This window comes from Curtobacterium sp. PhB130, assembly GCF_003755165.1.
Lineage (GTDB): Bacteria > Actinomycetota > Actinomycetes > Actinomycetales > Microbacteriaceae > Curtobacterium.
In genome coordinates, this window is sequence record NZ_RKII01000006.1 from 319,469 (window position 1) to 346,446 (window position 26,978).

Consider the following 26,978-nt stretch of genomic DNA (forward strand, 5'->3'; position numbering starts at 1 on the left):
ACGGTCGTTCGCGGTGGGGGCGCGACGACGGCGCGGGCGCGACGGCACGCGGGTGACGGCGGTGGGGGCACTCGTCACGGTCGGCCGGTGTGCGGACCCGCAGCGGGGTGGGGTCCCGGCGAGTCGACGCAACCGGCGCGACGACGGGAACCGACGCTACGTGACGTCCCTTGGCATCGACTGGCAGTCCATGTGTACGCATTCATCCGCATCGCGTGCGGTGGGCGTCGGCACCGCTGGGCGCCGCAGTGCCGACGGGCCCCGCGGTCGGGCGTCAGCGCAGGACGAGCGCGACGGCCTCCGCGCGGGTGCGGACCCCGAGCTTCTGGAACAGCTGGTTCACGTACGACTTCACGGTCGGCACCGTCAGGAACAGCTCGGCGGCGATCTCCGGGTTCGTCCGGCCGTCCGCGATCCGCTCGAGCACGTCCGCCTCACGCGGGGTGAGCTCGGGGAAGCGGTCGCGCAGGCCCGTCGGTGCAGCGGGCGCCGGTGCCGCGAGCTGCGCGACGAGCCGGGCCCCGATCGCCGCGTCGAACGTCGACTGCCCGGAGGCCACCGCCCGGATCGCGGTCGCGATCTCCACCCGGCCGGCGTCCTTCGTCAGGTAGCCGCGTGCCCCGGCCCGCAGCGCGGTCGTGATCGACTCGTCGTCGGCGAAGGTCGTCAGCACCAGCACCGCGACCCCCGGGTGCTGCTCGGTGATCCGGGCCGTCGCGGTCGGGCCGTCCACGACGGGCATCCTGAGGTCCATCAGCACCACGTCCGGCGCGTGCTCCGCCACGGCGGCGAGCGCCTCCGCTCCGTCGGCCGCCTCACCGACGACCTCCAGGTCGGGCACCAGCGACAGCACGGTCACCAGGCCGTCCCGGACGATCGCCTGGTCGTCGACGACCAGCACGCGGATCACCGGTCACCGTCCACGCGGCGTGCGAGCTGCTCGCCGGCGACGGGCAGGTGCATCGCCACGACGAACTCGTCGTCGGATCGGTCGGCGTCGATCGTCGCGCCGTCGGAGAGTTCCGCGAACCGCTCCCGCATGCCGATGAGGCCGTGCCCGCCGCTGGACAGCGGGTTCGCGAGGACGACGTCCACGGCGTCGCCGTCCCGGATGACCGAGAGGGAGACGGGGCAGCCGGGGGCGTGCCTGCGGGCGTTGCTGAGGGCCTCCCGGCTGGCGGCGACGACAGCGGTCCGGTGGGCGTCGTCGAGGTCGGCGAGGGTCAGGTCGCCCTGCGTGAGGACCTGACCGCCGAAGGAGCGGTGCGCGGCGACGAGGGCGGGCAGGCCGGGTGCGCCTGGTGCGTCGTTCGTCTCGGGTGCGCCGTTCGCGTCGGGTGCTTCGTTCGTGTCGGGCGCATCCGGCCTGGAGGCTCGGGTCGGCTCCGGTGCGTCGGTCCCACCGGCACGGTGGTCGCGGGTGTCGTCGTCGTCGCGCAGGGCGTGCACCGCGCGTCGGGCCTCGGCCAGGCCGTCCGCCGCGAGGGTCCGGGCATCGGCTGCCCGGCGGGTGGCCTCGTCGACACGACCGGCTTCGAGGAGCGCCTCGACCGCGTCGAGCTGCAGCACGAGGCCGCCGAGCGAGTGCGCGAGGACGTCGTGGATGTCCCGGGCAGCGCGGGAGCGGTCGGCGAGGAGCTCCGCGCGTGCCTGGTCCCGTTCCGCCTGCCGCGCCTGCGCCTCGGCGAACCGGAACTGCCGGCGGCTGAACCCGACCAGGACACCGAGCACCAGGCCACCGCACGACGCCAGGACGAACAGGACGGCGGTGCCGGCCGCGGCGGCGGACACCGCGATCTCGACCAGGGCGACCAGCACGGCGACGATGCCGCTCCACACGGGCAGCCGCGGGCTGGCCTGGAGCACCACGACGCCGACGATCACCGGCGCGAGCATGAGCGCATCGGTCGACACCACCACGGCAGCGCCGGCGACGACCATCACTGCGGCCGCGACGACGGTCGTCCACGGCGTCCGGAGGAACTCCCGGACCGCCCACGCGGCGAGCGCCACCGTCCCGACGACCCAGACCCACGCGGGCAGGTCCATCGCGACGCCGTTCTTCACGAACCAGAACCCGACGGCGATGATGCCGACCGCGCTGAGGCTCCACCCGAGACGCGACCGCGACCGGCCTCCGGAGAGGTCGGTCGGGTCGTCGCCGGACAGCAGGGTCACCGGACCATCATGCCGCTGGCGCGGTTCGGGATGCGCTGGTCGAGGACCAGGGCGCGGGCGGCCCGGTTGATCGCGAGCATCAGCAGCACCGCGCCCGTCGAGGTGAGGAGGTGCGCTCCCATGTGACCGCCGAGCACGTCGAGGCCGACGCGCACGGCGATGAGGACGAACCACAGTCCGGCGCCGAACCACCCCGTGCGGGACTGCAGCGTGCGGCCCTTCTGGTCGGGCGTCGACACGGTGCGGAACGTCGTGATGGATCCCATCGAGAGGCCCACGGCGACCGAGATGAGCGCCTCGATGCCGAGGAAGACGATGTCCGTGGTGGTGATCGTCGCCTTGGTCTGGGCCATCACGACCACGCCGATGATCGCCATGATGAGCGGCGTCCGCCAGATGCGGGCGGGGTCGAGGTACTGCCAGGTCGCCTGGCGGAACGCGAGGAACCCGACGAGGGCGAGCCCGATGACGATGTTCGCGAGGAGCTGGACCGACATGGTGGTGGACCTTCCGTGGTGTCCGGCGGGGTGGTTCCCGGCCGGTGATCCCATCGTGGTTCGGCGGCGTCCGCGGCCCCACCACCCACGGGTGGGGACGTGGGTGGTGATGCGGTGGTGTTCGATGGGGGCATGGCTGACGCGTTCGACGGATTCAAGCTCGGTGCGGGGTTCTCGGTCATCGAGCCGGACCGGCACCGCCCCGGGTCCTTCACGCTCGTCGTCGACGGGACGCCGCAGTCGCACGTCGACCTCGAGGACCCGACGCACCTGGCGTTCGAGTACATCCGGCGGATCGGGCACGCCATCGACCTGCTGCCGCCCGGGCCGATCACCGCGGTGCACCTCGGTGCCGGCGCCCTGACGCTCCCCCGCTACGTGGCCGTCACCCGCCCGGGTTCCCGGCAGCAGGTGATCGAGCTCGAGCGGGACCTCGTCGACCAGGTGCGCGATGTCCTCCCCTTCCCCCGCGGGGCGTCCATCCGGGTGCGGTACGGCGACGCGCGAGAAGTCCTGTCGAAGCTCCCGCACGGGCTCCGGGGCACCGTGGACCTGGCGGTCGTCGACGTGTTCGGCGGCTCGCGGATCCCGGCCCACGTCACGAGCGTCGAGTTCTACCGTGAGGTCGCGGCCTTCCTGTCCCCGACCGGCATCGTCGCCGTGAACGTCGCCGACGGCGCCGGGCTCGCCTTCGCGCGCGGACAGGCGTCGACGCTGCAGTCGGTGCTGCCCTCGGTCGCCGCCGTCGCGGACACCGGGATGCTGAAGGGCCGGCGATTCGGGAACATCGTGCTGCTCGGCTCCCCCACGGACCTGCCCGTGGCGGAGATGCCGCGCCGGTACTCCTCGGACCCGATGCCGGCGAAGGTCGTGCACGGCGCCGAGCTGCGGGCCTTCATCGCGGGGGCGCCGATCGTCACCGACGCCACGGCCGTCGCGTCGCCGGAGCCGAACCGCTCCGTCTTCGGCGCGTAGCCCGGGCACCGTCCGGGTGGCGCTGCCAGGATGGGTGCTGCACGACCGCGCAGGCGCGCGACCGACGAGACGGGGATGCCCTCATGACGAACGACGACCGGAGCAACGACGACCGGACGGCCGACGGCCAGGCACCGAGCTGGGGCGAACCGCAGCAGCCGGCGAACCAGGACGCGCCCCGCTACGGCGAGCGCATCACCCCCGCGTCGGCACCGCAGTACGGCGAACAGGCACCGCAGTACGGGCAGCAGTCGCCCGAGTACGGACAGCAGCAGGCGCCGCAGTTCGGGCAGCAGGCACCGCAGTACGGGCAGCAGCCCCAGCAGTACGGGCAGCCCCAGCAGTCCTCCGCCGCCGCCCCGGCGTCCTCCGCCAGCCCCGCGTGGCAGAGCTACGACGAGCCGAAGGCGAAGAAGAAGACCGTCGGCGTCATCGCGTTCTTCGCCTCCGTCGTCGCACTCATCGTCGGCATCGTCGGCGGCTACCTGCTGGGCACCGCGCTCGGCGCCAGCGGTGCACTGCGCGACGTCATCGACAGCGGCGGCACCTCGAGCGCCGACCAGCAGCAGCTCCAGGACTCGCTGATGAACGGCTCGAACGCCGGCCAGCTCGCAGCGGGCTCGGTGTTCATGTGGATCGGCACGCTCTTCGGACTGTGGGGCATCGTGCAGGGCATCGTCGCGATCGCCACGAAGCGCGGCCGCGGTTGGGGCGTCTTCGCGCTGATCCTCGGCGTCGTCGCCGCACTCGTCGCGTTCTCCGTCTACATCGGCATCGCGGTCTCCTCCTCCGGTGCGGCGTCCTGACGCAGGCACTCGGAGGCAGTCGGTCCGAGGACGACGTCACGTGATCGGCGTGTGGCACCAGCCGCTCCCGGGTGACCGCGGATACCCTCGACCCTGATGTCCCTCCCGCCCGACGACCGCCAGCACAACGCCCGGGACGACCGCGCCCGGGAACCGCGTCACGCGGCTCCCGTCACCGCGGGCGTCAGCCCCGGCAGCACCTTCGCGCCGATCAGCCTGCGTCCCGCCGTCGACGTGCAGGTGATCCAGGACCGCCTCCGCGACCTCGGCCAGAGTCGCAGCACGGACGCGCTCGCCGAGCGGGCCGAGCTCCTGCGCCTGCTCGGACGGCTCGACGAGGCACTGGTCCTGGCGGAAGAGGTCTTCCGCCTGACGATGTTCACGGGTGAACGGGCCGACAAGGTCGCTGCCCGTGTCCGCCGAGCCCACGTCCTGCACGACCTCGGCCGCTACGAACGTGCCGCGACCGAAGCCGCACTGGCACGGGACACGGCGACCACCGAGGAGTGGCCGGAGCTCGAGGGCGCCGCCGCCGAGATCGAGGGCTGGTCCCTGTTCGAGCTCTCCCGGTTCGACGAGGCGCGTGAGGTCCTCGGCCGTTCCTACGAGGCGTTCCGCGCGGCCGGCGCACCGGCCGAACGCACCGACGCACTCCGCACCGCGGTCGAGGCCGCCATGCGCGCCTCGATCGCCCGGCCGGCCGCCGCTCCCGAGCGTGACCGTGCCGACGGCGCACGGCGTGACGAGGCCCCAGCAGCCGAGGACCGACCCCGCACCGCCCGTGAAGCTGCGATGCGTCGGGAGACCGACCCGGCCACCCGCGTCGCGGAGCCGGTCAAGGAGATCCCGCCCGTGCGCCGCCGGGTGCTCGGCGCCCCCGATGCGGCCCGCACCGAAGCGGACACCCTGTGGGGCAAGCTGACCGACCGAGCCGACCGGACCCGTCCCACCGACCGCGACCGGTGACCTCGCTCGACCTGGTCCGGTCACGGGCCGACGAACTCATGCGCACGCACCTCGGCGCGGGCACGTGGGCGTTCGCCTTCGACCACGCCAAGACGCGCGCCGGGCAGTGCGACTTCGCGAAGCGGCGGATCACGGTGAGCCGGCACCTCGCGGCACGGTTCTCCGACGAGGACGTCGACCAGGTGCTCCTGCACGAGATCGCGCACGCGATGAGCGGGGCGCGGGCCGGGCACGGGCCGAAGTGGCGGCGGACCGCGGCGTCGATCGGGTACACCGGCTCGCGGCTGCACGACGGGCCGATCGCCAGCGAGCTCGCACCGTGGGTCGGTGCGTGCCCGGCCGGACACGAGCACTACCGCTACCGCACGCCCACCAGGCCCCTGGCCTGCGCGAAGTGCTCCCGGCGCTTCGACGAGCGGAACCTCATCGCGTGGAGCCGCCGGACCGATCCCGCACCCTCCGGCCGGGGCGCGAAGCCGGGGACCATGGCTGGCGTGTGACCCGTCAGCCCGGCCCGATGCACCCCGTCGGATCCCGGCAGCACGACTCGCGTGTGACCCGTCAGCCCGGCCCGATGCACCCCGTCGGATCCCGGCAGCACGACCCGCGTGTGACCCGTTAGCCTGGCCGGATGCACACGGGGCAGCACATCCGCACGGACTCGGGGTCGTCGTGGTTCTTCGACGCCGGTCGGATCGCCCTCGACTTCGCGCACACCGGCGGCTTCGCCGACGATCCCCACGGTGGGCGTCCACGTGCGCAGCTCGGTGAGCTCCTGATGACCCCGGCCGACCTCGACGAGTGGCTCAGTGACCACACCGAACCGATCGACCTCGGTGCGACCGCCCGCGAACTGCAGGACGCCCGGGAGCTCCGCGCCGCGATCGGCCGACTCGCCGTGGCCGCGGCACCGGCACCCGCGTCGACGGCCGCGGAGCGCACCGCGGTGGCGGCGGGCCTGCGCGCCGGGACCGGCCGCACGCGCCCCGCGCCCGACGACATCGACACCGTCAACCTGTTCGCCGCCCTGCCGGACGTGCCCCCGAGCCTCCCGGGTGGCCGTCGTCGGGCCGGAGCGAACCGTGTGCGGCTCGCACAGGCGCTCTCGAGCGTCGCGCGCGACGCGGTCGCCCTCTTCACCGAGGTCGGGTTCGACGACGTCGAGGCCGACGGCCGCCCGACCCGGCTCAGCCGGTGTTCCGCGCCGGACTGCGGGCTGGTGTTCTACGACTCGTCCCGCGGTGGCACGCGCCGGTGGTGCGCGATGCAGCGGTGCGGGAACCGGGCGAAGGTCCGGGCGCACCGCGCCCGCCGCGCGGCCGCCTGAGCGCAGCGCTACCGCCTCACCGCCGCGCCGCCGGCACGGGCAGGGCGCGCACCCGAGTCCACCCGAGACGCACCCGCCCGCCCGCGCCTAGGACGAACGCCAGGTGATCGTCGAGTCGCCCTCGGGCGCCTCGTCGACCGGCGCCGCACGCATGTAGCTGACGGCGTCGACGGTGCTGCCGGACGGTGCGAGCAGCACCGCGCAGACGTCCGCGGTCCCGTTCCCGGTGAGCGCCTCGGCGATGGCCTTCCGCTCGAACGGGCACGCATCCTGCAGGACGTCGTTCCGGTCGCTCGCGTCGAGTGACGGCCCCGCCTGCAGCCGGTCGTCCGCCCGGAGCCCCCAGGCGTCGTTCGTCAGGTCGCCGACGGCGTCGGTGTCGAACGTGCCGCTGACCCGCTGCACGGTGAAGTGCGCCAGGTACGCGTCGTCGCCCTTCGAGCTCAGCCCGAACTGGTCCATCGCGTCCGAGGTCACCCGTTCGACCTTCGTCGCCCGGATCGCGAGCTGGCCGTGGAACGCGGAGCCGTTGAGCTTCGTCGTCACCCGGTCGCCCATGTCGTGGCCGCCCTGCGCGCACCCGGTGAGCGTCGCGGCGGCGGCGATGGCGAGCACGCCAGCGCCGATCTGTCGTCGTCTCGTCCCCTGCATGGTCGCCACGGTACGGACCCGGGCGCTTCCGGGCACATCGTCGACACAACCTCGCGTCAGCCGGGGACAGATCGCACCGAATTCCTGAATTCGGCACGCCGAATCCTCTGGCATGCTGGTGCCATGACCGACACCGCCACCCCGCGCCTCGCCCCCACCGGCGATGCTCCGCGGAAGCGCGCGGCGAGCCTGACGCTCCTCGGCCCCGCGTTCGTCGCCGCCATCGCGTACGTCGACCCCGGCAACGTGGCCGCGAACCTCACGGCCGGGGCGAAGTACGGCTACCTGCTGCTGTGGGTCCTGGTCGCCGCGAACGCCAGCGCCGTGGTGGTCCAGTACCTCTCCGCCAAGCTCGGGATCGTCACCGGGAAGTCCCTGCCGGAACTCCTCGGCATGCGGATGCGGCGCACACCCCGGCTGCTGTTCTGGGCGCAGGCGGAGGTCGTGGCCGCAGCGACCGACATCGCCGAGGTGATCGGCGGCGCGCTCGCCCTGCACCTGCTGTTCGGGCTGCCCCTCGTCGCGGGCGGGCTCATCACGGGCGTGGTGTCGATGGCGATCCTCGTGCTGCAGAACCGGCGGGGTGCTCGCACGTTCGAGGTCGTCGTCACCGCGATGCTCGCGATCCTGACGATCGGCTTCTGCGCGGGGCTGCTCTTCGCGCAGGTCTCCCCCGGCGAGCTCGTGTCGGGCCTGGTGCCGCGCTTCGCGGGCTCCGAGTCGGTGATGCTCGCGGCCTCGATGCTCGGCGCCACGGTGATGCCGCACGCGGTCTACCTGCACTCGGCGCTCGCACGGGACCGGCACGGAGACACCCCGGCCGGTCCGGATCGGCGCCGGGTGCTCGTGATGACGCGGTGGGACGTCGCGCTCGCGCTCATCGTGGCCGGCGGGGTGAACGTCTGCATGCTCGTGCTCGCGGCGGCGACGCTGCCCGGTGTGCCGGGGACGGACTCCATCCCGGGAGCGCAGGCGGCGATCGCGACGCACGTCGGGCCGGTGGTGGGCGTGCTGTTCGCCGTCGGGCTGCTGGCGTCCGGACTGGCCTCCACGTCGGTGGGCTGCATGGCCGGCGCGGAGATCATGCACGGCCTGCTGCACGTGCGGGTGCCGCTGCTCGTGCGGCGCATCGTGACGCTCGTCCCGGCGATCGTGCTGCTCGCGCTGGACGCGGACGCCACGATGCTGCTCGTCGTGAGCCAAGTGGTGCTGAGCTTCGGGATCGCCTTCGCGATCATCCCGCTCGTGACCTACACGTCGCGGCGGAGCGTGATGGGCGCGGACGTCAACGCACTCGGGACCCGGGTGGTGGCGTGGGTGATCGCGACGGTCATCGTCGCGCTGAACGTCGCGCTGGTCGTGCTGACGCTCACGACCTGAGCGTCAGCACGCACCGCGGCGCAACCCGCACCGCGGTTCCCGTCGGCGCGTCCGATGCGATTCGGCGTCGCACAACCGAATCCGGCTCGCACCACGGGGATCCGCGGTTCGAGCCGGTCATGGTTGTGCGACGCCGGCAGGAACCGCACGACGTCACGAACGCCACGAACGCCACGAACGCGCGACGTCACGTGTGGGCGCGAGCGCACCGGCTACTCGACGACGCGGACGCCCTTCCAGAACGCGACGTACCCGCTGTAGTCCTTGCCGACACGGTCGAACGACGACGGGATCGGCGTGGGGTACGACCACGCGGCATCGGTGAGCGTCTGCCCGTCCGCGGTCACCGTGAAGTACTGGGTGTCGCCCTTCCACGGGCAGTGGTACTGCGTGTCGGTCTCGGTGAAGTACTCGGTGTTCACGCTCGACGGCGGGAAGTACCAGTTGCCCTCGATCTTGATGAGGTCGTCCTCGGATGCCTCTGCGATGACGGTGTCGCCAGCGACTGCCTTCATGGTGCGCTCCTTCGTTGGTGGGCGGTCTGCCCTGCCGGTCGGAACGCTACGCGCGGGCGCTGTGTTCCCCGGGCCGGATCGTGACGAGCTCCGGCCCCACGGCGAGCGCCGCGTTGGCGCGCTCCGGCCCGAGCTCCCGCGCTGCCTCGGACGCGGTGACGAGGTGCTTCACGGCACGCCGGAGCCCGGTGTAGGCGGCGCAGGCGGCAGCGGCCTCGGGCGAGGAGTGGTCGATCCCGACGGCGGACAGCGCGTCGATGACGGCGCCGGCACCGAGCAGGTCCTCGACCGCGAAGTCGGGTGCGTCCGGCACGTCGGCGGACTCGCCTGCGGCTTCGGCCACGTCGATGCCGGAGGGCGCGTGGTGCGTCCCGGCAGCGATGACCGCGACGACGCACCGGTCGCCACGATCGGTCTGGAGGCTCGTCACCCGTTCCGCGACCGCCGCCGCGTTGGCGAGGTGGCCCGCCACCACCTCCGCGCCCGCGGGGAGCTGCCGGGCGACGGCGCGGTGGTCGGCGGCGTGGTCGCCTCCGGCACCCGCGGGCAGCACGTCGACCCAGACGACGAGGTGCGCTCCGATCGCGACGCGGTGGGCTCCGGCGACGCCCCATCCGAAGCGGACCTGGTACTGCTGCTGGCCTCGTTCACGCACTCCGTCACGATAACCGCTGTGGAGGACCTGTCCCTTTCCACAGGGGGCCCGCTGACCGCCGATCGGCACTCGGACCGCCAGTACGATCGACTCCCATGGAGATCGCCCCCGCACCGACCCTGACCGGTGACCGCGTCACGCTCGAGCCCCTCGGCCACGAGCACGCGGACGACCTCCGGGTGGCGGTCGCGGACGGCGATCTGTGGCGCACCTGGTACTCCTCGATCCCGGCACCGGCGCAGGTCGACGCCGAGATCGACCGCCGTCTCGCGGAACAGGAAGCGGGCCGGATGGTGCCCTTCGCGGTGCGTGACCGGCCGACCGGACGCGTGGTCGGCTCGACGACGTTCATGGCCATCGACACCGGGAACCGCCGGGTCGAGATCGGATCGACCTTCCTCGCGAAGTCGGCGCAGCGCTCCGGCATCAACACCGAGTCGAAGCTGCTGATGCTCTCGCAGGCGTTCGACGTCTGGCAGTGCATCGCGGTGGAGTTCCGGACCCACTGGCACAACCAGCAGTCGCGCGCGGCGATCGCCGGCCTCGGGGCGAAGCAGGACGGTGTCCTGCGGAGCCACCAGATCGGCCGGGACGGCACCCTCCGCGACACCGTGGTCTTCTCGATCACGGCGGCGGAGTGGCCGACGGTCCGGCTCTCCCTGGCCGAGCGGCTCCGACGTCACGACCGCGCCGAGGGCTCCCGCCGCCGTTCCGCCCGGCACGCCTGACACCGACACGCCTGACCCCGACACGCCTGATCCCTCGTCAGCGCAGTTCGTGTTCGACCGTCCGGTCGCCGAGCGGCTGCACGGGGCGGGCGTTCTCGACGTGCGCGGCCTCGAGGTCAGCGAGCTGGTCGGCACCGAGCTCGACCGTGTCCTCGAGCACGATCCACTGCACGCCCTCGGTGCAGGGCGGCGTCGTGAGGGACCCGGAGTAGGCGTGGTGGGAGCGCCCCTCGGGCAGCATCGCCCCGATGTCGACGGTGCTCGCGCGGCCGGCGCCGGCGGTCGATCCCGCGACGTAGCTGTCGTACGCCGCGTTGTGCGCACCCTGCTCGGCGAGGACACCCACCACCGTCAGGGCACCCTTCCCGTCGGCGTGCACGAAGTGGAACTCGGCGTCAGCGGCCTTCCCCCGGACGGTGTGCTCGGACCCGGCGTGGAAGTGCATCTGCACGAGGTGCAGGTCCTCGCCGCCGATCCGCGTCGTCGCGCCGTCGTCCGCCGTGAACTGCACGGTGTGGCCGTTGTCCGCGGTGAGGCCCTTCGCGGGCGCGCCGGCGACGAGGTCGAGCGGGGCACCCTTCGTCGGCGCCGGCAGGTCCACGGGCGACTGCTCGGTGCCGGTGGAGCACACGTCGTACTCGTCGGACAGGTCGCCCCAGTGTTCGGGTGACCCGGGACCGTCGTAGGACCATGCGGTCCCGGCGTCACCATCGTGCGCCGCATCCGCGGTGGGCGTGCCGGCGCACCCGGCGAGGACGAGCAGCACGGCGGGTGCTGCGAGGAGGGGGGATCGGCGGACGCTCAGGCTCGAAGGGGTCATGCTGTGCAGCGTCGCAGGCTTGATATGTGAAATACCTGCGGTCGAACCGCAGGCGAGGGGTAGCGTCCGCCGCATGCACGTCGGTCTCCGTCTCGTCCTCGATGCCCCGGTGGACGCCGTCCGCGACGCCCTGATGGCCCCGGCGGTGATGGTCGGGGTGACGAAGCCGTTCCTGGTGTACCGGTCGCTCGACCCGTCGGGCTTCCCCGACCGCTGGACGCCGGGCGTGCCGCACCCCATCGCGGCGAGCGCCTTCGGCGTGGTCCCGAGCGGGGCCAGCCACGTGGACATCGACCGCTACGAGGTGGACGGCGTCCCCGTGCAGCGCGACAACGGCGGCGGCACGAGCGGCCTCTTCGCCCGGATGGCGATGCGGCACCGGATGGCGGCGACGGAGCTGCCGGACGGCAGGACGCTGCTCGTCGACCGGCTCGACTACCGGATGACACCCGCGGTCCTCGGCGTCGCGCTCTGGCCGGGCATGTGGGTGATCTGGCAGTGGCGGGCGCTCCGGATGCGGCAGCAGGCGCCCACCTGGCCCCCGGCTTGACGGGCTGTGCCGGGCGGGACACGCACGATCGGGCGAGATGAGCCTCCCGTCCGCCGCGCAGCGGGCGTAGCCTCGACCACGTGAGCCAGACGCGCCCCGAGGAGCCGACGACCGACGACCGTGTGCACCGCACGCTGGCGACCGTGGACTGGCGTCGGATGACGTTCGACCTCTACCGCCGCGTCCGGGCCACCCCCGACCCGGAGACCGCGCACGCGATGTGGCGCGAGACCCGCGACGCGATGTTCGCCGAGCACCCGGCCAGCCCCCTCCTCGACGAGGACGCCGTGGACTTCGAGGAGCTCCCGGTGCCCGCGTACGACCCGGACTGGCGCTTCCGTGCCCGCATCGAACCCGCCGAGGAACAGGTGCTCGACGTCGAGACCGGCACCGACGGCATCGTGCACTTCGACCGGCTCGGGGTCGTCAGCCTGCCGGGCATCGGCACCCTCGACGTGTGGTCGCACGGCGGCTACGCGGGCGGCGTGTTCGTCCCGGTGAAGGACGCCAGCGCCGGGAAGGCCCGCGGGACCTACGGCGGCGGTCGCTACCTGCTCGACACGATCAAGGGCGCGGACCTCGGCGGTGACGACGGGGAGATCGTGCTCGACTTCAACTTCGCGTACAACCCCTCGTGCGCGTACGACCCGGCGTGGGCGTGCCCGCTCGCGCCTCCGGGCAACACCGTGCCGGTGGCGATCCCCGTCGGCGAGCAGTACGACTTCTAGGGCGGGCACGATGTCTTCCAAGACCGGCACCGGGACGACGACCGGACTCGTGGCGATCGACGCCGGTGGACGGATCCCGCCGTTCGAACAGGTGCGCTCGCAGATCGCGGCGCAGATCACGGCGGGCTACCTGGTCGACGGGCAGCGGCTGCCGAGCGTGCGCTCGCTCGCCGAGGAACTGGGACTCGCTGCCGGGACGGTCGCGAAGGCGTACACGGTGCTCGAGGAGACCGGGCTGGTGCACACCGCTCGTGGTGCCGGCACCCGTGTCGTGCGACCCGCGGCGGTGCCGGACGCCGTGGCCGACGCGGTCCGCTCCCTCATCGCCGAGGCGAAGGCGGCCGGGCTGTCCCCGGACCAGACCGCGACGGCCCTGCGGGACGCCTGGCCCGCGTAGCAGAACGGGCCGGCGCCGCGGCGCGGAGCGGTCCGGCGCCGCGGCGCGGAGCGGTCCGGCGCCGTCTCAGCAGTGCTCGAAGACGTACGCCTCGCTCCCGCGGGCGACCAGGTCGCGGTCGCGCAGGATCGTCATCGCCGGTCGGCTGTCCGAGGCGCAGACGTCGGACCACGGGCCGTCGGTGTCGTCCGAGTACTCGATGTCGATCACCCGCTGCCCGTAGGCCTTCGTGTACGCACCGCACTCGTCGTACGTCATGCACTCCTCGGCCACGACGAAGTCGAAGCCGGTGTCGCGCTTGCCGGCAGATCCGAGCTGCGGGGTGTTCTTCTGCCCGGCCGCGAGCCCGTGCTCGTGCGCGACGTCCACCAACGACTTCGCCAGCGCCAGGTTGCCCGCTCGCGTCAGCGCCCCGTGCGAGCGCGTCCACGAGTCCAGGTTGTCGAACTCGACCGCGTCGAACCCGCGGTCGCCGCACCGGGCGATCGACCTCGTCAGGACGTGGACGATCGAGGCCCGTGCGCTCGCGCTCGACGTGTCGAGGAGCATCTCGTCCGGCCAGCCCGGGTCGGACACGGGCTTCCCGTCGTCGTTCCGCAGGATCGCGTCCGGGTACCGCTCGTTCCACATGGCCGCGTCCTCGGGCTGTGTCTGGAACCCGTTGACGTAGCAGATCGAGTACCTGCCCGAGGCCGGGTGGGCGGTGCTGTCGCGCTCGACGATCGTCACGTCGTCCGCGGGTCGGTACGCGCCGCCGAGCTGGTAGTCGGGGATGCCCGAGGTCGGCAGGTTCGTGTAGCCGTGGCCGACGTCGCCGTCGGCGTCGCTCCCGGCATCGCTGCCCACGCCGCTGCCGGCGCCCGCTGCGCACCCGGACAGCAGCAGGGCACCCACGACGAGCACGGAACCGAGGACGAGGGACCGAGCACGCATGCCCGTGATCCTCGCACGGAGTCGGCGCCCTTCCCCGTGGAGGGGTCCAACCGCTATGCTGGACGTACTCGAGGCGCCGATCGCCTCGTGCGTCGTACGGACGCCCCCGAAACCTCCCGGTCGATTTCGACCGATGCGTATCGCGCACCACCCTCCCCCCGGAACCCGTCCGGGTCGGGAAACCGGTGCCAGGCTCTCTGCTGCGGCGACAGTGCCCGCACCGCCGTGCCTGCTCCCGAGCAGGCTCGCCCGCTCCCAGGAGCGGACACCGGCCGCGGACATGCTCCCGCCCGCGCGCTGATCCGAGCGCGCACCACGGCCGGCAACGGCCCGAAAGGTCATGATGACCAACCTCACCGAAGACATCCGCTTCGCAGATCTCGGCGTTCCCGCCCCGATGGTCGACGTCCTCGTCGGCCAGGGCAAGGAGAACGCCTTCCCGATCCAGGCGGACACCCTCCCCGACTCCCTCAAGGGCAAGGACGTGCTCGGCCGCGGCCGCACCGGTTCCGGCAAGACCATCGCGTTCGCGATCCCCCTCGCCGCGCGCCTCGCCGCGAACCCGCGGAAGCGCCGTGCCGGTCGCCCCCGCGCCCTGGTCCTCGCACCGACCCGCGAGCTCGCGACCCAGATCGACGCGACGCTCGCCCCCCTCGCCAAGGCGATGGGCCTCACCACCACGACGATCTTCGGCGGCGTCTCGCAGGGCCGCCAGGTCGACGCGCTCCGCGGTGGCGTCGACGTCGTCGTCGCCTGCCCCGGTCGCCTCGCCGACCTCATGCAGCAGGGCCACGTGCAGCTCGACGCGATCGAGGTCACCGTCCTCGATGAGGCCGACCACATGGCCGACATGGGCTTCCTGCCCGGTGTCACGAAGATCATGCAGGCGACGCCGGAGCAGGGGCAGCGCCTCCTGTTCTCCGCCACGCTCGACAACGGCGTGGACAAGCTCGTCAAGAAGTTCCTGCACAACCCGGTCATGCACTCCGTCGACGACGAGTCCAGCCCCGTCGAGGCGATGACCCACCACGTGTTCGAGGTCGCCGACGCCGACGCGAAGAAGGACCTCGTCCGCACGCTCGCCTCGGGCACCGGTCGCCGCATCCTCTTCATGCGCACGAAGCACCACGCCAAGCGCCTCGCGAAGCAGCTCTCCTCGCAGGGCATCCCCGCGGTCGACCTGCAGGGCAACCTGTCGCAGGGCGCCCGTGAGCGCAACCTCGCGAAGTTCTCTGCCGGTGAGGCCCTGGTCCTCGTCGCGACCGACGTCGCCGCCCGTGGCGTGCACGTCGACAACGTCGAGCTCGTCGTGCACGTCGACCCGCCGACCGAGCACAAGGCGTACCTGCACCGTTCGGGCCGTACCGCCCGTGCCGGTTCGTCGGGTGACGTCGTCACGGTCGTCATGCCGGCCGAGCGTCGCGACGTCGCGCAGATGATGCGCAAGGCCGCGATCAAGGTCACGCCGCAGCAGGTCACGCCGAACTCGGCGCCGGTCGCGCAGCTCGTCGGCGAGATCGCGCCGATCCGCCACGTGGCCGAGGCCCCGGTCCAGCAGCAGCAGCCGCGTCGCCAGCAGTCCGCGTCGTCGTCCTCGTCCGACTCCACGGGCGGCCGCGGCCGTGCGCGTGGTCGCGGCGGCCGATCGGGAGGCTCGGCTCCGGCCGCGCAGTCCGGCTCGGCTCCGAGCGGCTCGGGTGCAGGGCGTCGCGGCGGTCGTACCGCCGAGGCCGGCGCCGCCTCGACCGGTGGGCAGCGCCGTTCCGGCGGCAGCCGTCGCGCTTCGAGCGACGGCGTCCGTGGCGGCTCGGCTCCGGTCTGGTCGTCCGACGGTGGCTACGCCGCCGGCCGCAGCTCCGGTTCGGAGTCCGGTGGCAACCGTCGCGGCGGTGGCGGCTCGCGTCGCGCCTCGCGTCCGGCTGGCTCCGCGCGCTGACCTGCCGCCCTGGCCAACCTTGACGCGCGCTGCGAGCGTGCGAACGTCGGCGGGTACCTTCTGGTGCACCGGAGGACGCGAGAGCGATCACCGGAGACCTGTCCGCAGACGGAAGGAATTGCCTATGGCTGGCATCGATGACATCAAGAACGCTGCCGAGAAGGCAGCCGGCAAGGCCAAGGAAGCTGCCGGGAACGTGACGAACAACGACCGTCTGAAGGCCGAAGGTCAGACCGACCAGGCCAAGGCCTCGGCCAAGCAGGGCGCGACTGACGTCAAGGACGCCGCTCACGGCGTCGCCGACAGCTTCAAGGACAACAAGTAAGACCCAAGTCGGCCGTCCAGGCCGCACTGCGAAGCCCCCGGGTCCCACAGGGAACCGGGGGCTTCGTCGCGTTCAGGGGCGCTGGGGCCCCTCGCGCCCCGTGGTGCCGGCCGGCGCGGCACAACGCAAACCGGCTCGCACCACGGACGTTCGTGGTGCGAGCCGGTTTGCGTTGTGCGGGTCCGATTCGCGCCGGGCGGGGCGCGGCGGGCGGGCGCGGCGGGCGGGGCGGGCGGCGCTAGAGCAGGGCGCCGACGGAGGCGAGGCCGGCGCGCATGAGCGCTCCGCGGCCGCCCTCCATCTCCTCGGAGACGGCGACCGAGGCGGCTTCCATCGGGCTCATCCACGTGAGTTCGAGGGCGTCCTGGCGCGGCTCGCACGTCCCCGTGACCGGGACGACGTACGCCAGGGAGATCGCGTGCTGCCGCTCGTCGGTGTACACGGAGGCGCCGGGCAGCGGGAAGTACTCGGCCACCGTGAACGGCGCCGGGTTCGAGGGCAGCTGCGGGAACGCCATCGGTCCGAGGTCCTTCTCGAGGTGGCGGAACAGCGCGGTGCGGATCGACTCGCCGAACATCACCCGGCCGGAGACGAGCGTTCGGGCGATCGAGCCGCTCGGTGCGACGCGGAGCAGTACACCGACCTCGGTCACGACGCCGAGGCCGTCCGTGCGGACCGGGATCGCCTCGACGTAGCAGATCGGCAGGCGACGGCGGACCATCGCGAGCTCCTCGTCGGACAGCCAGCCGGAGTCGGGGTCAGGGGTGCGCAACGAGGCCATGCACCGTGTCTACCAGCCGCACGGGCGAACGTGGTGGAAGGGCGCGGGGTTGGGGATGGTTGATGCGTCAACTACTGTCGGCTGCATGATCGATGCCGACGTCGTCCGCTGGACCCGCCCCGAGGCCGACCGTGCCGGCACGCCGCTGCTCGTCGCGCTGCACGGGGTGGGGTCGAACGAGCAGGACCTCCTCGGGCTCGCGCCCGCACTGCCGCCCGCGTGGACCGTCGCGTCGCTGCGGGCACCGATGCCGTGGGGCGGTGGGTTCAGCTGGTACCCGCTCGGGATGCCGGGATCCCCCGCGCTCGAGCCGGTCGACACCAGTGTCGCCGGTGTCCTCGACTGGGTCGACTCGGTCGCCGGCGATCACCCGCGCATCGGGCTCCTCGGGTTCTCCCAGGGCGGGTCGATGGCGTTGCAGCTGCTGCGGGCACGGCCGTCGGGCTTCGCGTTCGCGGTGTCACTGTCCGGGTTCGTGGTGCCCGGCGTGACCGACTCGCGTGACGAGGCCGTCGCAGCCGTGCGGCCCCGCGTGTTCCTCGGCCACGGGGACCTCGACCCGGTCATCCCCGGCGAGGCGACCGCGAGGACGGACGCGTGGGCAGCGGCGAACACCGACGTGACCGACCGCACCTACGAGGGGCTGCCGCACGCGGTGTCGGCGGCCGAGCTGGCGGACGTGGCCGCCTTCATCGGCGACTGACGCCCTGGGCGCGACCAGACGACGAACGGGAGGCACGGTGCCAGCTGGCACCGTGCCTCCCGTCCGTGTGGTGTTGCGCGCTAGTCGGCGAGGATCTGCAGCAGGTCCTTGCGGAGCTGGTCGACCTTGGCGGCTGCCGCCTTGGTCTGCTCCTCCGTCGCACTGGTCCGGTACATGTGCAGGACGCCCATGGTCTTCCGGAGCGACTCGAAGAACTCGCGCTGTGCGTCCGGGACGCCCGGCGTGGACTCCCACGCCGCGGCGATCTCGTCCGCCTTGGACTCCGCCTCGGCCTTGCCGGCGTCGGTGAGCTCGAAGAGCGTCTTGCGGCCGTCACCGGTCGAGACGACGAGGTCTTCGTCGACGAGCTGCTGGAGCGTCGGGTAGACCGAGCCGGGGCTCGGCTTCCAGGCGCCGCCGGTGCGCTCGGCGATCGTCTTGATGATCGCGTAGCCGTTCTGCGGTCCTTCGGCCAGGAGACCGAGGATCGCGAGGCGGACGTCACCGCGACGGCGACGCTCACGGCCGAAGCCGGGGCCGCCGAAGCCGGGTCCGAATCCCGTGCCGGGGCCGAAGCCCCCACGTCCGCCGAACCCGGGGCCGAAGCCGCCGCGTCCGCCGTGGTCACCGCGGTCGCGGCCGGGGAAGCCGCCGTGGTGCTGCCGCGCGCCGCCGAAGCGGGGACCGCGCGGTCCGAAGCCGCGCTGGTCGCGTCGGCCGTGGTCGTCGTTGCTGGTGTTGTCGTAGTCATCGATGGGGCGCATGATGACTCCTTCCTGAGATGGTGTTCGAAGTTGGCTCGCGATGTCCCGGAAGACTCGAACGAACTGTTCCGTTCGTATCGCGATGGGTTAACGATAGATCGGTAACTATCGGTTTGTCAACCATGTCCTCCGTTGGGCTCGTTGTCGGGGGTCGCGGGCAGGATGGGACGGACCATGACGGACGTCCTCGAGCGCTTCTCCCCGGCCACCGCCGAGTGGTTCCGTGGCGCCTTCTCCGCTCCCACCGCGGCGCAGTCCGGCGCCTGGGACGCCATCTCCACCGGACGGCACGCGCTCGTGGTCGCACCGACGGGTTCCGGCAAGACGCTGGCCTCGTTCCTCTGGTCCATCGACCGGCTCATCAGCTCGACCGACCACCCACCCGCCAAGCAGCGGACGCGGGTGCTCTACGTCTCGCCGCTGAAGGCGCTCGGCGTCGACGTCGAACGCAACCTCCGGAGTCCGCTCGTCGGCATCACGCAGACCGCGCGCCGGCTGGGCCTCGAACCGCCGGACGTCACGGTCGGCGTCCGGAGTGGTGACACCCCGTCGTCCGACCGCCAGAAGCTGCTGCGGCTGCCGCCGGACATCCTCATCACGACGCCGGAATCGCTCTACCTGATGCTCACGTCGCGGGCTCGCGAGACGCTCGTGAACGTCGACACCGTCATCATCGACGAGGTCCACGCGGTCGCGTCGACGAAGCGCGGGGCGCACCTCGCCGTGTCGCTCGAACGCCTCGACGACCTGCTCGAGAAGCCCGTGCAGCGCATCGGGCTGTCCGCGACGGTCCGCCCGGCGGAAGAAGTGGCGCGGTTCCTCGGGGGGCGTGCGCCGGTGGAGATCATCGCCCCGCCCGCACAGAAGACGTTCGACCTCCGCGTGGTCGTGCCCGTCGACGACATGTCCGAACTCGGCGCACCGCCGGTCGGGGCCGACGCGTCCGATGCGCCGTCGAACGGGTCGATCTGGCCGCACGTCGAAGAACGCGTGGTCGACCTCATCGAAGAACATCGGTCGACGATCGTGTTCGCGAACTCCCGGCGGTTGGCAGAACGGCTGACCGCCCGGCTCAACGAGATCCACGAGGAACGGGTGACGGCAGCCGCCGACTCGCTCGTCCCCGCCGGGGTGGTGCCGGCCGACGTCGGGCTGCCTTCGGCGCGGCCGCAGTCGCCCGCGCGGGCCTCGGCGCACGCCCCCGCGCCGTCTCGACCCCCCGCAGAGATGATCGGGGCATCGGGACAGACCGCCGGCTCCCTGCCCGTCCTGGCGCGGGCGCACCACGGGTCCGTCTCGAAGGACCAGCGCGCCATCATCGAGGACGACCTGAAGTCCGGACGCCTGCGGTGCGTCGTCGCGACGAGTTCGCTCGAGCTCGGCATCGACATGGGCGAGGTCGACCTCGTCGTCCAGGTCGAGGCACCGCCGTCCGTCGCCAGCGGGTTGCAGCGGGTCGGTCGCGCCGGGCACCAGGTCGGCGAGATCTCCCGCGGGGTGCTCTTCCCGAAGCACCGTGCCGACCTCGTGCACAGCGCCGTCACCGTCGAGCGCATGGTCTCGGGGCAGATCGAGTCGATCTCGGTCCCCGCGAACCCGCTCGACGTCCTCGCGCAGCACACCGTCGCTGCCGGCGCGGTCGACACCCTCGACGTCGAGCACTGGTTCGAGCTCGTCCGGCGGAGCGCGCCGTTCAGCGGGCTGCCGCGCTCGGCGTTCGAGGCAACGCTCGACCTCATCACCGGGCGCTACCCGAGCGACGAGTTCGCCGAGCTCCGCCCGCGTCTGGTGTGGGACCGGGTGCACGGCACCCTGACCGGTCGCCCGGGTGCGCAGCGGCTCGCGGTGACCAGCGGCGGGACCATCCCGGACCGCGGCATGTTCGGCGTGTTCATGGTCGGCGAGCGGGCGTCCCGCGTCGGTGAGCTCGACGAGGAGATGGTCTACGAGTCCCGCGTCGGGGACGTCTTCGCGCTCGGGGCCACCAGTTGGCGCATCGAGGAGATCACCCACGACCGGGTCATCGTCAGCCCGGCGTTCGGGCAGCCGGGCCGGGTGCCGTTCTGGAAGGGCGACGGCATCGGTCGGCCCGCCGAACTCGGCCGCGCCACGGGTGCGTTCATCAGGGAGGTCGAGGGCGCCTCCGACGCCGATGCCCGCGCACGGGTCGCCGCCGGTGGCCTGGACGAACGAGCGGTCACGAACCTGCTGACGTTCCTCCGCGAGCAGCGCGAGACCACCGGACACGTGCCGAACGACACCACGCTCGTCGTCGAGCGGTTCCGCGACGAGCTCGGCGACTGGCGGCTGATCCTGCACTCCCCGTACGGCATGCAGGTGCACGCGCCGTGGGCCCTCGCGGTCGCGGCACGACTGCGGGAACGGCACGGGATCGACGGAGACGCCATGGCCGCGGACGACGGCATCGTGGTGCGGATCCCCGAAACCGACGCCGAACCGCCCGGTGCGGACCTGTTCGTGTTCGAGCGGGACGACCTCGAAGCGCTCGTCACCGACGAGGTCGGCGGCTCCGCGCTGTTCGCCGCACGCTTCCGCGAGTGCGCGGCCCGTGCGCTCCTGCTCCCCCGGCGCGACCCGGGCCGGCGCTCCCCGCTCTGGCAGCAGCGGCAGCGTGCCTCGCAGCTGCTCGAGGTCGCGCAGAAGTACCCGAGCTTCCCGATCGTGCTCGAGACGGTGCGCGAAGTGCTGCAGGACGTGTACGACGTGCCGTCCCTGCTCGGCATCGCGGACGAGATCGCCCGACGGAAGATCCGGCTCGTCGAGACCGAGACCGAGCAGCCGTCCCCCTTCGCCCGGTCGCTGCTCTTCGGGTACGTCGCCGCCTTCATGTACGAGGGCGACTCCCCGCTCGCCGAGCGCCGTGCGGCCGCGCTCTCGCTCGACTCGACGCTCCTCGGGGAGCTGCTCGGCCGGGCCGAACTCCGGGAACTCCTCGACCCCGCCGTCATCGCCTCGACCGAACAGGACCTGCAGCGGCTCTCCCCCGACCGTCGTGCCCGGGACACCGAGGGACTGGTCGACGTGTTCCGGCTGGTCGGTGCGCTCGACCTCGACGAAGCCGTCGACCGCAGCTGGCTGGCTGACGCCACGGATCGCGATGCCGCACGCGACACGGTTCGGACGACGCTCGAGTCACTCGAACGCGACCGCCGGGTGCTGTCCTTCTCGCACGCCGGAGCGACCCGGTGGGCCGTGATCGAGGACGCCGCCCGACTTCGTGACGCCCTCGGGGTGCCGCTGCCGATCGGCGTGCCCACCGCGTTCATCGAGCCCGTCGCCGATCCCCTCGGCGACCTGGTCGGCCGGTACGCCCGGTCACACGGACCCTTCGCCGCGCAGGACGCCGCATCCCGGCTGGGCCTCGGCATCGCCGTCGTGCAGGACACCCTGCGCCGACTCGTCGCCGACCGTCGCCTGGTCGAGGGCGAGTTCCGCCCGGACCGCCAGGGCGCCGAGTGGTGCGACGCCGAGGTGCTCCGGCGCATCCGCACCCGGTCGCTCGCGGCACTCCGCCACGAGGTCGAACCGGTCTCGCCGGACACCCTCGCCCGCTTCCTGCCCGCGTGGCAGCACGTCACCGTGCCCGGCACCCGCGGCGGACTGCGCGGCATCGACGGCGTGCTGCAGGTCATCGACCAGCTCGCCGGTGTCGCACTGCCCGCCAGTGCCTGGGAGACGCTCGTGCTGCCCGCCCGGGTCTCCGACTACGCACCGAACATGCTCGACGAGCTCACCGCCACCGGGGAAGTCCTGTGGTCCGGCGGCGGCACGCTGCCCGGCAACGACGGCTGGGTCCGGCTGCACCTGGCCGACACCGCGCCGACCACCCTCGCGGAACCGGCGGGCGACGAGACCACCGAGCTCCAGCGGGACGTGCTCGGCGCCCTGGCCGGCGGCGGAGCGTACTTCTTCCGGCAGCTCGGCCAAGCCGTGGGCAGCACCGACGACCAGGCACTGACGACCGCGCTGTGGGACCTCGTGTGGGCCGGGCAGATCACCAACGACACCTTCGCACCGCTCCGGTCGATGCTCGGCGGCAAGGCCCGCTCGAGTGCTGCGCCGCGAACCCGCGCGTACCGCGGGCGTCGCCGTCCGACCCTCCCGACGCAGTCCGGTCCACCGAGTGTCGGCGGGCGGTGGTCGCTCCTGCCGCTGGCCGAGGCAGACGCCACGGTGCGGGCCGCGGCGACCGCGGAGCAGCTGCTCGAGCGGTACGGCATCGTCACCCGCGGCGCCGTGCAGGTCGAGGGTGTCAGGGGTGGCTTCGCCGGTGTGTACCGGGTGCTCGCCCGGTTCGAGGAATCCGGTCGTGCGCGCCGCGGGTACTTCATCGAAGGACTCGGAGCGGCGCAGTTCGCGACCTCGCCGACGATCGACCGGCTCCGGACCTACGCGCGGGACCTCGACGACGACGAGCGGGCGAACCCGGACCGCGCGAGAGAGGTCCTGACCCTCGCGGCGACGGACCCGGCGAACCCGTACGGGGCGGCGCTGCCGTGGCCGACGGACGCCGTCGATCCCGACGCCCCTCCGGTCGAAAAGGCGAAGTCGCGGGGACACCGGCCCGGTCGCAAGGCCGGGGCGCTCGTCGTGCTCATCGACGGGGAGCTCGGGGTCTACGTCGAACGCGGCGGCAAGTCCGTGCTGACGTTCACCGAGGACCCCGCCGACCTCGCCGCCGCCGCGACCTCGATCGCCGCCACGGTCCGGAGCGGCCTCGGGAAGCTCTCCGTCGAACGGGTGAACGGCGTGTTCGTGCTCGAGTCCCCACTCGGTGCAGCGTTGCGCACCGCCGGGTTCACCGCGACGCCGCAGGGGGTGCGGCTGCGTGCCTGAGGGCGACACCGTCTACCGAGCCGCACACCAGCTGCACACCGCACTGGCCGGCAAGGTCCTCACCCGGAGCGACTTCCGGGTGCCCGCGTTCGCGACGCTCGACCTCGTCGGACGCACCGTCGACGAGGTCGTCCCGCGCGGCAAGCACATCCTGCACCGCATCGGTGACCTCACGGTGCACTCCCACCTCAAGATGGAGGGGCGGTGGGACGTCTACGCCCCGGGCGACCGGTGGCGACGCCCCGCCCACCAGGCCCGCGCGGTCCTCGACGCGTCGGACGTGTCGACGGTCGGTTTCGCCCTCGGGGTCCTCGAGGTCGTCCCGCGCGACGAGGAGTCGGAGATCGTCGGGTACCTCGGTCCGGACCTGCTCGGGCCCGACTGGGATGCTTCCGTGGCCGAGGCGAACCTGACGGCGGACCCCGCGCGGCCGGTCGGGCTCGCGCTGCTCGACCAGCGCGTGCTCGCGGGGCTCGGGAACGTGTACCGGAACGAGCTCTGCTTCCTCCGCGGGGTGCTGCCGACGCGGCCCGTCGGCGAGGTCCAGGACGTCCCGCGGATGATCGCCCTCGCCCACCGGCTGATCCTGGCGAACCGGGACCGCAGCGCCCGGGTGACCACCGGCGTCGACCGGCCGGGGTCCCGCTTCTGGGTCTACAACCGGCGGGGCAAGCCATGCCTGCGGTGCCGGACGCCGATCCGGGCGGGCGAGCTCGGCGACTCCGAGCTCACCCTCCGCGACACGTACTGGTGCCCGCGCTGCCAGTCCTGACCGCCGCGCGCGGGCCCGGCGCGTACGTCAGGCGGGGGCAGGCGGAACGGCGTGCGGTCAGGCGGTGGCGGTGGCGGGGCGCTGGGCAGCCGGACGCCGGCGGAGCTCGGGGCGCAGGACCGCCGGCGGGTTGTACTGCTGGTCGAGGCGGCCGACGTCGGTGCCGGGCGGGACGATCGCGTCGATGCGGTCGAGCACCTCGTCGGAGAGCGCGACCTCGGAGCCGGCGAGCAGGTCGTCGAGCTGCTCCATCGACCGGGGGCCGATCAGCGCACTCGTGACGCCCGGGTGTGCGATCGCGAACGCCATCGCGAGGTGCGTCATCGGGATGCCCGTGTCCTCGGACAGTGCCACGACCTGCTCCACGGCGTCGATGCGGCGCTCGTCGGAGTTGTGCTGGAACATCCGGACGCGAGCGAGGTCACTGTCCTGCCCCTTCCGGAACCGCCCCGTGAGCATGCCGCCGGCGAGTGGGCTCCACACGAGCGTGCCCATGCCGTAGCGCTCAGCGGTCGGCAGGACCTCGCGCTCGATGCCGCGGTTCAGGATCGAGTAGGTCGGCTGCTCCGTGCGGAAGCGCTCGAGCCCTCGGCGCTCCGACGTCCACTGCGCCTCGACCTGCATCGACGCCGGGAAGTCCGAGCTGCCGATCGCGCGGACCTTGCCGCTCCGGACCAGGTCGGTCAGCGCGGAGAGCGTCTCCTCGACGTCGACCGTGTCGTCGGGGCGGTGCGCCTGGTAGAGGTCGATGTGGTCGGTCTGCAGTCGGCGGAGGGAGCCTTCGACCGCCTGCATGATCCATCGCCGGGAGTTGCCCTGCTGGTTCGGGTCGTCGCCCATCGGGCCGTGGAACTTGGTGGCGAGGACGACATGGTCACGGCGGCCCTTGAGCGCCTTGCCCACGAGTTCCTCCGATCCGCCCTGCGAGTAGCGGTCCGCGGTGTCGATGAGGTTGATGCCCGCGTCGAGCGCACGGTGCACGATGCGGATGGAGTCCTGCTCGTCGCCGTTGCCGATGCGGCCGTCCGTGCCGAGCATCATGGCGCCGAGTGCGAAGGGGCTGACCTGGATCCCGGTGCGGCCGAGGGTGCGGTACTGCATGGTGGTGCCTCCTGTCGATGGCGTCCTGACCGTCGGTGCCGTATCGTGGACCGAACCGGAACGCCCTTCCGGAACTATACGGAAAGCCATTCCGTTTACGCAAGGAGCAAGGGAGAACCCGTGCGCGCCGACGCCCGACGCAACCTCGACGCGCTGACCGACGCCGCCAAGGCCGTGTTCGCGACCGACGGGGTCGACGCCCCCGCGAAGGTCATCGCCGATCGGGCCGGAGTCGGCGTGGGCACGCTCTACCGGCACTTCCCCCAGCGGTCCGACCTGGTCGTCGCAGTGTTCCAGCGCGCGGTCGACGCCTGCGCCGACGCCGCTCCCGAGCTCGCTGCGACCCACGCTCCAGACGAGGCGCTCGCGCTCTGGGTGCAGCGGTTCACCGAGTTCGTCGCGACGAAGCGGGGCCTCGCGTCGGCGCTGCACTCCGGGGACCCCGCCTTCCAGGCGCTGCCGGAGTACTTCCTCGGCAGGCTCGGCGACGCGCTCACCGGGCTCCTCGACACCGCCGCCGCGGCGGGCACCATCCGCCCGGACGTGGACGCCCGTCAGCTGCTGCACGCCGTCGCGGACCTCTGCCACGGCGCACCGACGCCCGAGCAGAGCCAGCTCATGGTCGGGCTCCTGGTCGACGGACTCCGCTACCGCGCGACGGTCTGACCCGCGCGCTGACCGATCGGGTGCAGCCGCTCGTCGGCCGTGGCGCGTACCGCGTCCGTCACCCGTTCCAAGAGCGGCGACGCGAGGTTCCAGCGCTGCCACCACAGCGCCACGTCGGCGCGACGCCCGGGGGTCAGCTCCACGAGCGAACCCTGCTCGAGGGCTCCGAGACACTGCGCCTCCGGCAGCAGCCCCCACCCGAAGCCGAGCGACACCGCCCGCGCGAAGTCCGCCGAAGTCGGGACGAAGTGCCGCGGACCCCGGGGAGCGTGCCCCACGACCCGTCGCAGGAACCCCTGCTGCAGGTCGTCGTCGTGGTCGTAGTCCACGAGCGACACCCGGTCGAGCCGCTGCAGCATCCGGCGCTCCGTGTCCGCGCCGTCCAGGTAGCGAGCGACGAACGCCGGCGACGCCACCGCGCGGTACCGGTCGATGCCGAGCGGCACCGACGAACAGCCCTGTACCGGCTCCGACTCCGCCGTGACCGCGGCCATCACCGTGCCGGAGCGGAGGAGCTCGGCGGTGCGGTCCTGGTCTTCGCGGTGCAGGTCGAAGACCACCTCGGTGTCCGCGCGCACCAGCGCCAACGCATCGAGGAACCACGTGCCGAGTGAGTCCGCGTTCACCGCAAGCGGGATCGACGGGATGGACGACCGCGCGTCCCCGCCCTCGCCGAGTGCCCGTGCCGTCTCGTCGTCGAGCAGTCGGACCTGCCGCGCGTGTCGGAGCACCACCGCCCCGGCGGCCGTCGGCTCGATCGGGACGGTCCGCTGCAGCAGGACCCGTCCGACGAGCTGCTCCATCGCCTTGATCCGCTGCGAGACGGCCGACGGGGTGATCGACAGCGCGCGGGCAGCGGCCTCGAACGTGCCGAGGTCGACCGCCGCGAGGATCGTCTCGAGGTGTTCGCGCTGCAGTCGGAGCATGAGCTGAGCTTACGGCGCATCAGGAACGTGAGCTGTACTGC

General features: G+C 72.7%; 28 protein-coding genes. 16 read left to right on the forward strand and 12 right to left on the reverse strand.

Annotated features, from left to right (window positions below; all coding sequences use genetic code 11):
* Positions 1–274: 274 nt before the first annotated feature.
* From EDF24_RS01610 to EDF24_RS01620, 3 genes are read right to left on the reverse strand one after another with little or no spacing between them, the layout of a single operon-like run.
* Positions 275–910, reverse strand: coding sequence for a response regulator transcription factor (locus EDF24_RS01610; protein WP_123700899.1), 636 nt, complete (start codon positions 908–910; stop codon positions 275–277).
* Complete coding sequence (locus EDF24_RS01615; protein ID WP_123700900.1) at positions 907–2,178, reverse strand: sensor histidine kinase; 1,272 nt, start codon at positions 2,176–2,178, stop codon at positions 907–909. The genes EDF24_RS01610 and EDF24_RS01615 overlap by 4 nt, the downstream gene beginning before the upstream one ends.
* Positions 2,175–2,675: a hypothetical protein gene (locus EDF24_RS01620; RefSeq protein WP_123654854.1), complete on the reverse strand. Its 501-nt coding sequence runs from the start codon at positions 2,673–2,675 to the stop codon at positions 2,175–2,177. Before EDF24_RS01620 ends, EDF24_RS01615 begins: the two co-directional genes overlap by 4 nt.
* Positions 2,676–2,807: 132 nt before the next feature.
* Here EDF24_RS01620 and EDF24_RS01625 point away from each other — a divergent pair, with 132 nt between their 5' ends.
* From EDF24_RS01625 to EDF24_RS01645, 5 genes are all read left to right on the forward strand, one after another.
* On the forward strand, positions 2,808–3,650 hold the full coding sequence (locus EDF24_RS01625; protein ID WP_123654855.1) for a spermidine synthase: 843 nt from the start codon (positions 2,808–2,810) through the stop codon (positions 3,648–3,650).
* Positions 3,651–3,733: 83 nt separating this feature from the next.
* Positions 3,734–4,456 carry a DUF4064 domain-containing protein gene (locus EDF24_RS01630; protein WP_123700901.1) on the forward strand — a complete coding sequence of 241 codons (723 nt, stop codon included), beginning with the start codon at positions 3,734–3,736 and terminating at the stop codon, positions 4,454–4,456.
* Between the two features lie 96 nt (positions 4,457–4,552).
* Positions 4,553–5,422 (forward strand): hypothetical protein, encoded by an 870-nt coding sequence (locus tag EDF24_RS01635; protein ID WP_123700902.1) that lies wholly within the window; start codon positions 4,553–4,555, stop codon positions 5,420–5,422.
* Entirely contained in the window at positions 5,419–5,922 is a 504-nt protein-coding gene (locus tag EDF24_RS01640) for a SprT-like domain-containing protein (protein ID WP_123654858.1), read from the forward strand. The genes EDF24_RS01635 and EDF24_RS01640 overlap by 4 nt, the downstream gene beginning before the upstream one ends.
* A gap of 131 nt (positions 5,923–6,053) precedes the next feature.
* Positions 6,054–6,749 (forward strand): CGNR zinc finger domain-containing protein, encoded by a 696-nt coding sequence (locus EDF24_RS01645; RefSeq protein WP_123654859.1) that lies wholly within the window; start codon positions 6,054–6,056, stop codon positions 6,747–6,749.
* An 87-nt stretch (positions 6,750–6,836) separates the two neighbouring features.
* On the opposite strand, the gene EDF24_RS01650 is transcribed toward EDF24_RS01645, so the two are convergent.
* Positions 6,837–7,400 (reverse strand): hypothetical protein, encoded by a 564-nt coding sequence (locus tag EDF24_RS01650; protein ID WP_148070770.1) that lies wholly within the window; start codon positions 7,398–7,400, stop codon positions 6,837–6,839.
* 123 nt (positions 7,401–7,523) lie between these two features.
* Between EDF24_RS01650 and EDF24_RS01655 the strand changes: the two genes are divergently transcribed.
* Positions 7,524–8,780 (forward strand): Nramp family divalent metal transporter, encoded by a 1,257-nt coding sequence (locus EDF24_RS01655; protein WP_123700904.1) that lies wholly within the window; start codon positions 7,524–7,526, stop codon positions 8,778–8,780.
* 212 nt (positions 8,781–8,992) lie between these two features.
* Here the strand turns inward: EDF24_RS01655 and EDF24_RS01660 are convergent, their stop codons facing one another.
* Both EDF24_RS01660 and EDF24_RS01665 read right to left on the reverse strand, forming a co-directional pair.
* Positions 8,993–9,295, reverse strand: a complete 303-nt coding sequence (locus EDF24_RS01660; protein ID WP_123654862.1) for a DUF427 domain-containing protein — start codon at positions 9,293–9,295, stop codon at positions 8,993–8,995.
* A 46-nt stretch (positions 9,296–9,341) separates the two neighbouring features.
* Positions 9,342–9,950, reverse strand: coding sequence for a 2-phosphosulfolactate phosphatase (locus EDF24_RS01665; RefSeq protein ID WP_185021535.1), 609 nt, complete (start codon positions 9,948–9,950; stop codon positions 9,342–9,344).
* A 95-nt stretch (positions 9,951–10,045) separates the two neighbouring features.
* Between EDF24_RS01665 and EDF24_RS01670 the strand changes: the two genes are divergently transcribed.
* Entirely contained in the window at positions 10,046–10,678 is a 633-nt protein-coding gene (locus EDF24_RS01670; protein ID WP_123654864.1) for a GNAT family N-acetyltransferase, read from the forward strand.
* A 37-nt stretch (positions 10,679–10,715) separates the two neighbouring features.
* Here EDF24_RS01670 and EDF24_RS01675 read toward each other — a convergent pair whose 3' ends face one another.
* Positions 10,716–11,498: a carbonic anhydrase gene (locus EDF24_RS01675; RefSeq protein ID WP_185021536.1), complete on the reverse strand. Its 783-nt coding sequence runs from the start codon at positions 11,496–11,498 to the stop codon at positions 10,716–10,718.
* A 73-nt stretch (positions 11,499–11,571) separates the two neighbouring features.
* On the opposite strand from EDF24_RS01675, the gene EDF24_RS18980 reads away from it, so the two are divergent.
* The 3 genes from EDF24_RS18980 (at position 11,572) to EDF24_RS01690 (ending at position 13,173) form a co-directional block, all read left to right on the forward strand.
* Positions 11,572–12,048, forward strand: coding sequence for a hypothetical protein (locus EDF24_RS18980; protein WP_185021537.1), 477 nt, complete (start codon positions 11,572–11,574; stop codon positions 12,046–12,048).
* Between the two features lie 158 nt (positions 12,049–12,206).
* Positions 12,207–12,776: a DUF1684 domain-containing protein gene (locus EDF24_RS01685; protein ID WP_123655419.1), complete on the forward strand. Its 570-nt coding sequence runs from the start codon at positions 12,207–12,209 to the stop codon at positions 12,774–12,776.
* 10 nt (positions 12,777–12,786) lie between these two features.
* On the forward strand, positions 12,787–13,173 hold the full coding sequence (locus EDF24_RS01690) for a GntR family transcriptional regulator (protein WP_123654867.1): 387 nt from the start codon (positions 12,787–12,789) through the stop codon (positions 13,171–13,173).
* Between the two features lie 66 nt (positions 13,174–13,239).
* Here EDF24_RS01690 and EDF24_RS01695 read toward each other — a convergent pair whose 3' ends face one another.
* Entirely contained in the window at positions 13,240–14,106 is an 867-nt protein-coding gene (locus EDF24_RS01695) for an endo alpha-1,4 polygalactosaminidase (protein ID WP_123700907.1), read from the reverse strand.
* A gap of 343 nt (positions 14,107–14,449) precedes the next feature.
* Here EDF24_RS01695 and EDF24_RS01700 point away from each other — a divergent pair, with 343 nt between their 5' ends.
* Positions 14,450–16,042: a DEAD/DEAH box helicase gene (locus EDF24_RS01700; RefSeq protein WP_123654869.1), complete on the forward strand. Its 1,593-nt coding sequence runs from the start codon at positions 14,450–14,452 to the stop codon at positions 16,040–16,042.
* Between the two features lie 124 nt (positions 16,043–16,166).
* Positions 16,167–16,367, forward strand: a complete 201-nt coding sequence (locus EDF24_RS01705; RefSeq protein ID WP_123654870.1) for a CsbD family protein — start codon at positions 16,167–16,169, stop codon at positions 16,365–16,367.
* 238 nt (positions 16,368–16,605) lie between these two features.
* Here EDF24_RS01705 and EDF24_RS01710 read toward each other — a convergent pair whose 3' ends face one another.
* Positions 16,606–17,148, reverse strand: a complete 543-nt coding sequence (locus EDF24_RS01710; protein ID WP_123700908.1) for an NUDIX hydrolase family protein — start codon at positions 17,146–17,148, stop codon at positions 16,606–16,608.
* An 85-nt stretch (positions 17,149–17,233) separates the two neighbouring features.
* On the opposite strand from EDF24_RS01710, the gene EDF24_RS01715 reads away from it, so the two are divergent.
* Positions 17,234–17,851 (forward strand): alpha/beta hydrolase, encoded by a 618-nt coding sequence (locus tag EDF24_RS01715; RefSeq protein ID WP_123700909.1) that lies wholly within the window; start codon positions 17,234–17,236, stop codon positions 17,849–17,851.
* An 80-nt stretch (positions 17,852–17,931) separates the two neighbouring features.
* Here the strand turns inward: EDF24_RS01715 and EDF24_RS01720 are convergent, their stop codons facing one another.
* Positions 17,932–18,615, reverse strand: coding sequence for a PadR family transcriptional regulator (locus EDF24_RS01720; protein WP_123700910.1), 684 nt, complete (start codon positions 18,613–18,615; stop codon positions 17,932–17,934).
* A 174-nt stretch (positions 18,616–18,789) separates the two neighbouring features.
* Between EDF24_RS01720 and EDF24_RS01725 the strand changes: the two genes are divergently transcribed.
* Both EDF24_RS01725 and EDF24_RS01730 read left to right on the forward strand, forming a co-directional pair.
* Complete coding sequence (locus EDF24_RS01725) at positions 18,790–23,472, forward strand: ATP-dependent helicase (protein WP_123700911.1); 4,683 nt, start codon at positions 18,790–18,792, stop codon at positions 23,470–23,472.
* Positions 23,465–24,244 carry a DNA-formamidopyrimidine glycosylase family protein gene (locus EDF24_RS01730; protein ID WP_123700912.1) on the forward strand — a complete coding sequence of 260 codons (780 nt, stop codon included), beginning with the start codon at positions 23,465–23,467 and terminating at the stop codon, positions 24,242–24,244. Before EDF24_RS01725 ends, EDF24_RS01730 begins: the two co-directional genes overlap by 8 nt.
* Before the next feature lie 57 nt (positions 24,245–24,301).
* Here the strand turns inward: EDF24_RS01730 and EDF24_RS01735 are convergent, their stop codons facing one another.
* Positions 24,302–25,345, reverse strand: a complete 1,044-nt coding sequence (locus tag EDF24_RS01735) for an aldo/keto reductase (protein ID WP_123700913.1) — start codon at positions 25,343–25,345, stop codon at positions 24,302–24,304.
* 120 nt (positions 25,346–25,465) lie between these two features.
* Between EDF24_RS01735 and EDF24_RS01740 the strand changes: the two genes are divergently transcribed.
* Positions 25,466–26,011 (forward strand): TetR/AcrR family transcriptional regulator, encoded by a 546-nt coding sequence (locus EDF24_RS01740; RefSeq protein ID WP_123654877.1) that lies wholly within the window; start codon positions 25,466–25,468, stop codon positions 26,009–26,011.
* Here the strand turns inward: EDF24_RS01740 and EDF24_RS01745 are convergent.
* Complete coding sequence (locus tag EDF24_RS01745) at positions 25,993–26,937, reverse strand: LysR family transcriptional regulator ArgP (protein ID WP_123700914.1); 945 nt, start codon at positions 26,935–26,937, stop codon at positions 25,993–25,995. The genes EDF24_RS01740 and EDF24_RS01745 overlap by 19 nt on opposite strands.
* Positions 26,938–26,978: the final 41 nt, after the last annotated feature.

What these genes read in the sequence shown, in the direction of transcription:
- EDF24_RS01635 (WP_123700902.1), top strand. Translation starts at nt 4,553, where the DNA reads ATGTCCCTCCCGCCCGACGACCGCCAGCACAACGCCCGGGACGACCGC.
- EDF24_RS01725 (WP_123700911.1), top strand. Translation starts at nt 18,790, where the DNA reads ATGACGGACGTCCTCGAGCGCTTCTCCCCGGCCACCGCCGAGTGGTTC.
- EDF24_RS01695 (WP_123700907.1), bottom strand. Translation starts at nt 14,106, where the DNA reads ATGCGTGCTCGGTCCCTCGTCCTCGGTTCCGTGCTCGTCGTGGGTGCC.
- EDF24_RS01650 (WP_148070770.1), bottom strand. Translation starts at nt 7,400, where the DNA reads ATGCAGGGGACGAGACGACGACAGATCGGCGCTGGCGTGCTCGCCATC.
- EDF24_RS01660 (WP_123654862.1), bottom strand. Translation starts at nt 9,295, where the DNA reads ATGAAGGCAGTCGCTGGCGACACCGTCATCGCAGAGGCATCCGAGGAC.
- EDF24_RS01685 (WP_123655419.1), top strand. Translation starts at nt 12,207, where the DNA reads ATGACGTTCGACCTCTACCGCCGCGTCCGGGCCACCCCCGACCCGGAG.
- EDF24_RS01690 (WP_123654867.1), top strand. Translation starts at nt 12,787, where the DNA reads ATGTCTTCCAAGACCGGCACCGGGACGACGACCGGACTCGTGGCGATC.
- EDF24_RS18980 (WP_185021537.1), top strand. Translation starts at nt 11,572, where the DNA reads ATGCACGTCGGTCTCCGTCTCGTCCTCGATGCCCCGGTGGACGCCGTC.
- EDF24_RS01675 (WP_185021536.1), bottom strand. Translation starts at nt 11,498, where the DNA reads ATGACCCCTTCGAGCCTGAGCGTCCGCCGATCCCCCCTCCTCGCAGCA.
- EDF24_RS01620 (WP_123654854.1), bottom strand. Translation starts at nt 2,675, where the DNA reads ATGTCGGTCCAGCTCCTCGCGAACATCGTCATCGGGCTCGCCCTCGTC.
- EDF24_RS01710 (WP_123700908.1), bottom strand. Translation starts at nt 17,148, where the DNA reads ATGGCCTCGTTGCGCACCCCTGACCCCGACTCCGGCTGGCTGTCCGAC.
- EDF24_RS01715 (WP_123700909.1), top strand. Translation starts at nt 17,234, where the DNA reads ATGATCGATGCCGACGTCGTCCGCTGGACCCGCCCCGAGGCCGACCGT.
- EDF24_RS01655 (WP_123700904.1), top strand. Translation starts at nt 7,524, where the DNA reads ATGACCGACACCGCCACCCCGCGCCTCGCCCCCACCGGCGATGCTCCG.
- EDF24_RS01670 (WP_123654864.1), top strand. Translation starts at nt 10,046, where the DNA reads ATGGAGATCGCCCCCGCACCGACCCTGACCGGTGACCGCGTCACGCTC.
- EDF24_RS01625 (WP_123654855.1), top strand. Translation starts at nt 2,808, where the DNA reads ATGGCTGACGCGTTCGACGGATTCAAGCTCGGTGCGGGGTTCTCGGTC.
- EDF24_RS01735 (WP_123700913.1), bottom strand. Translation starts at nt 25,345, where the DNA reads ATGCAGTACCGCACCCTCGGCCGCACCGGGATCCAGGTCAGCCCCTTC.
- EDF24_RS01630 (WP_123700901.1), top strand. Translation starts at nt 3,734, where the DNA reads ATGACGAACGACGACCGGAGCAACGACGACCGGACGGCCGACGGCCAG.
- EDF24_RS01705 (WP_123654870.1), top strand. Translation starts at nt 16,167, where the DNA reads ATGGCTGGCATCGATGACATCAAGAACGCTGCCGAGAAGGCAGCCGGC.
- EDF24_RS01745 (WP_123700914.1), bottom strand. Translation starts at nt 26,937, where the DNA reads ATGCTCCGACTGCAGCGCGAACACCTCGAGACGATCCTCGCGGCGGTC.
- EDF24_RS01720 (WP_123700910.1), bottom strand. Translation starts at nt 18,615, where the DNA reads ATGCGCCCCATCGATGACTACGACAACACCAGCAACGACGACCACGGC.
- EDF24_RS01645 (WP_123654859.1), top strand. Translation starts at nt 6,054, where the DNA reads ATGCACACGGGGCAGCACATCCGCACGGACTCGGGGTCGTCGTGGTTC.
- EDF24_RS01700 (WP_123654869.1), top strand. Translation starts at nt 14,450, where the DNA reads ATGACCAACCTCACCGAAGACATCCGCTTCGCAGATCTCGGCGTTCCC.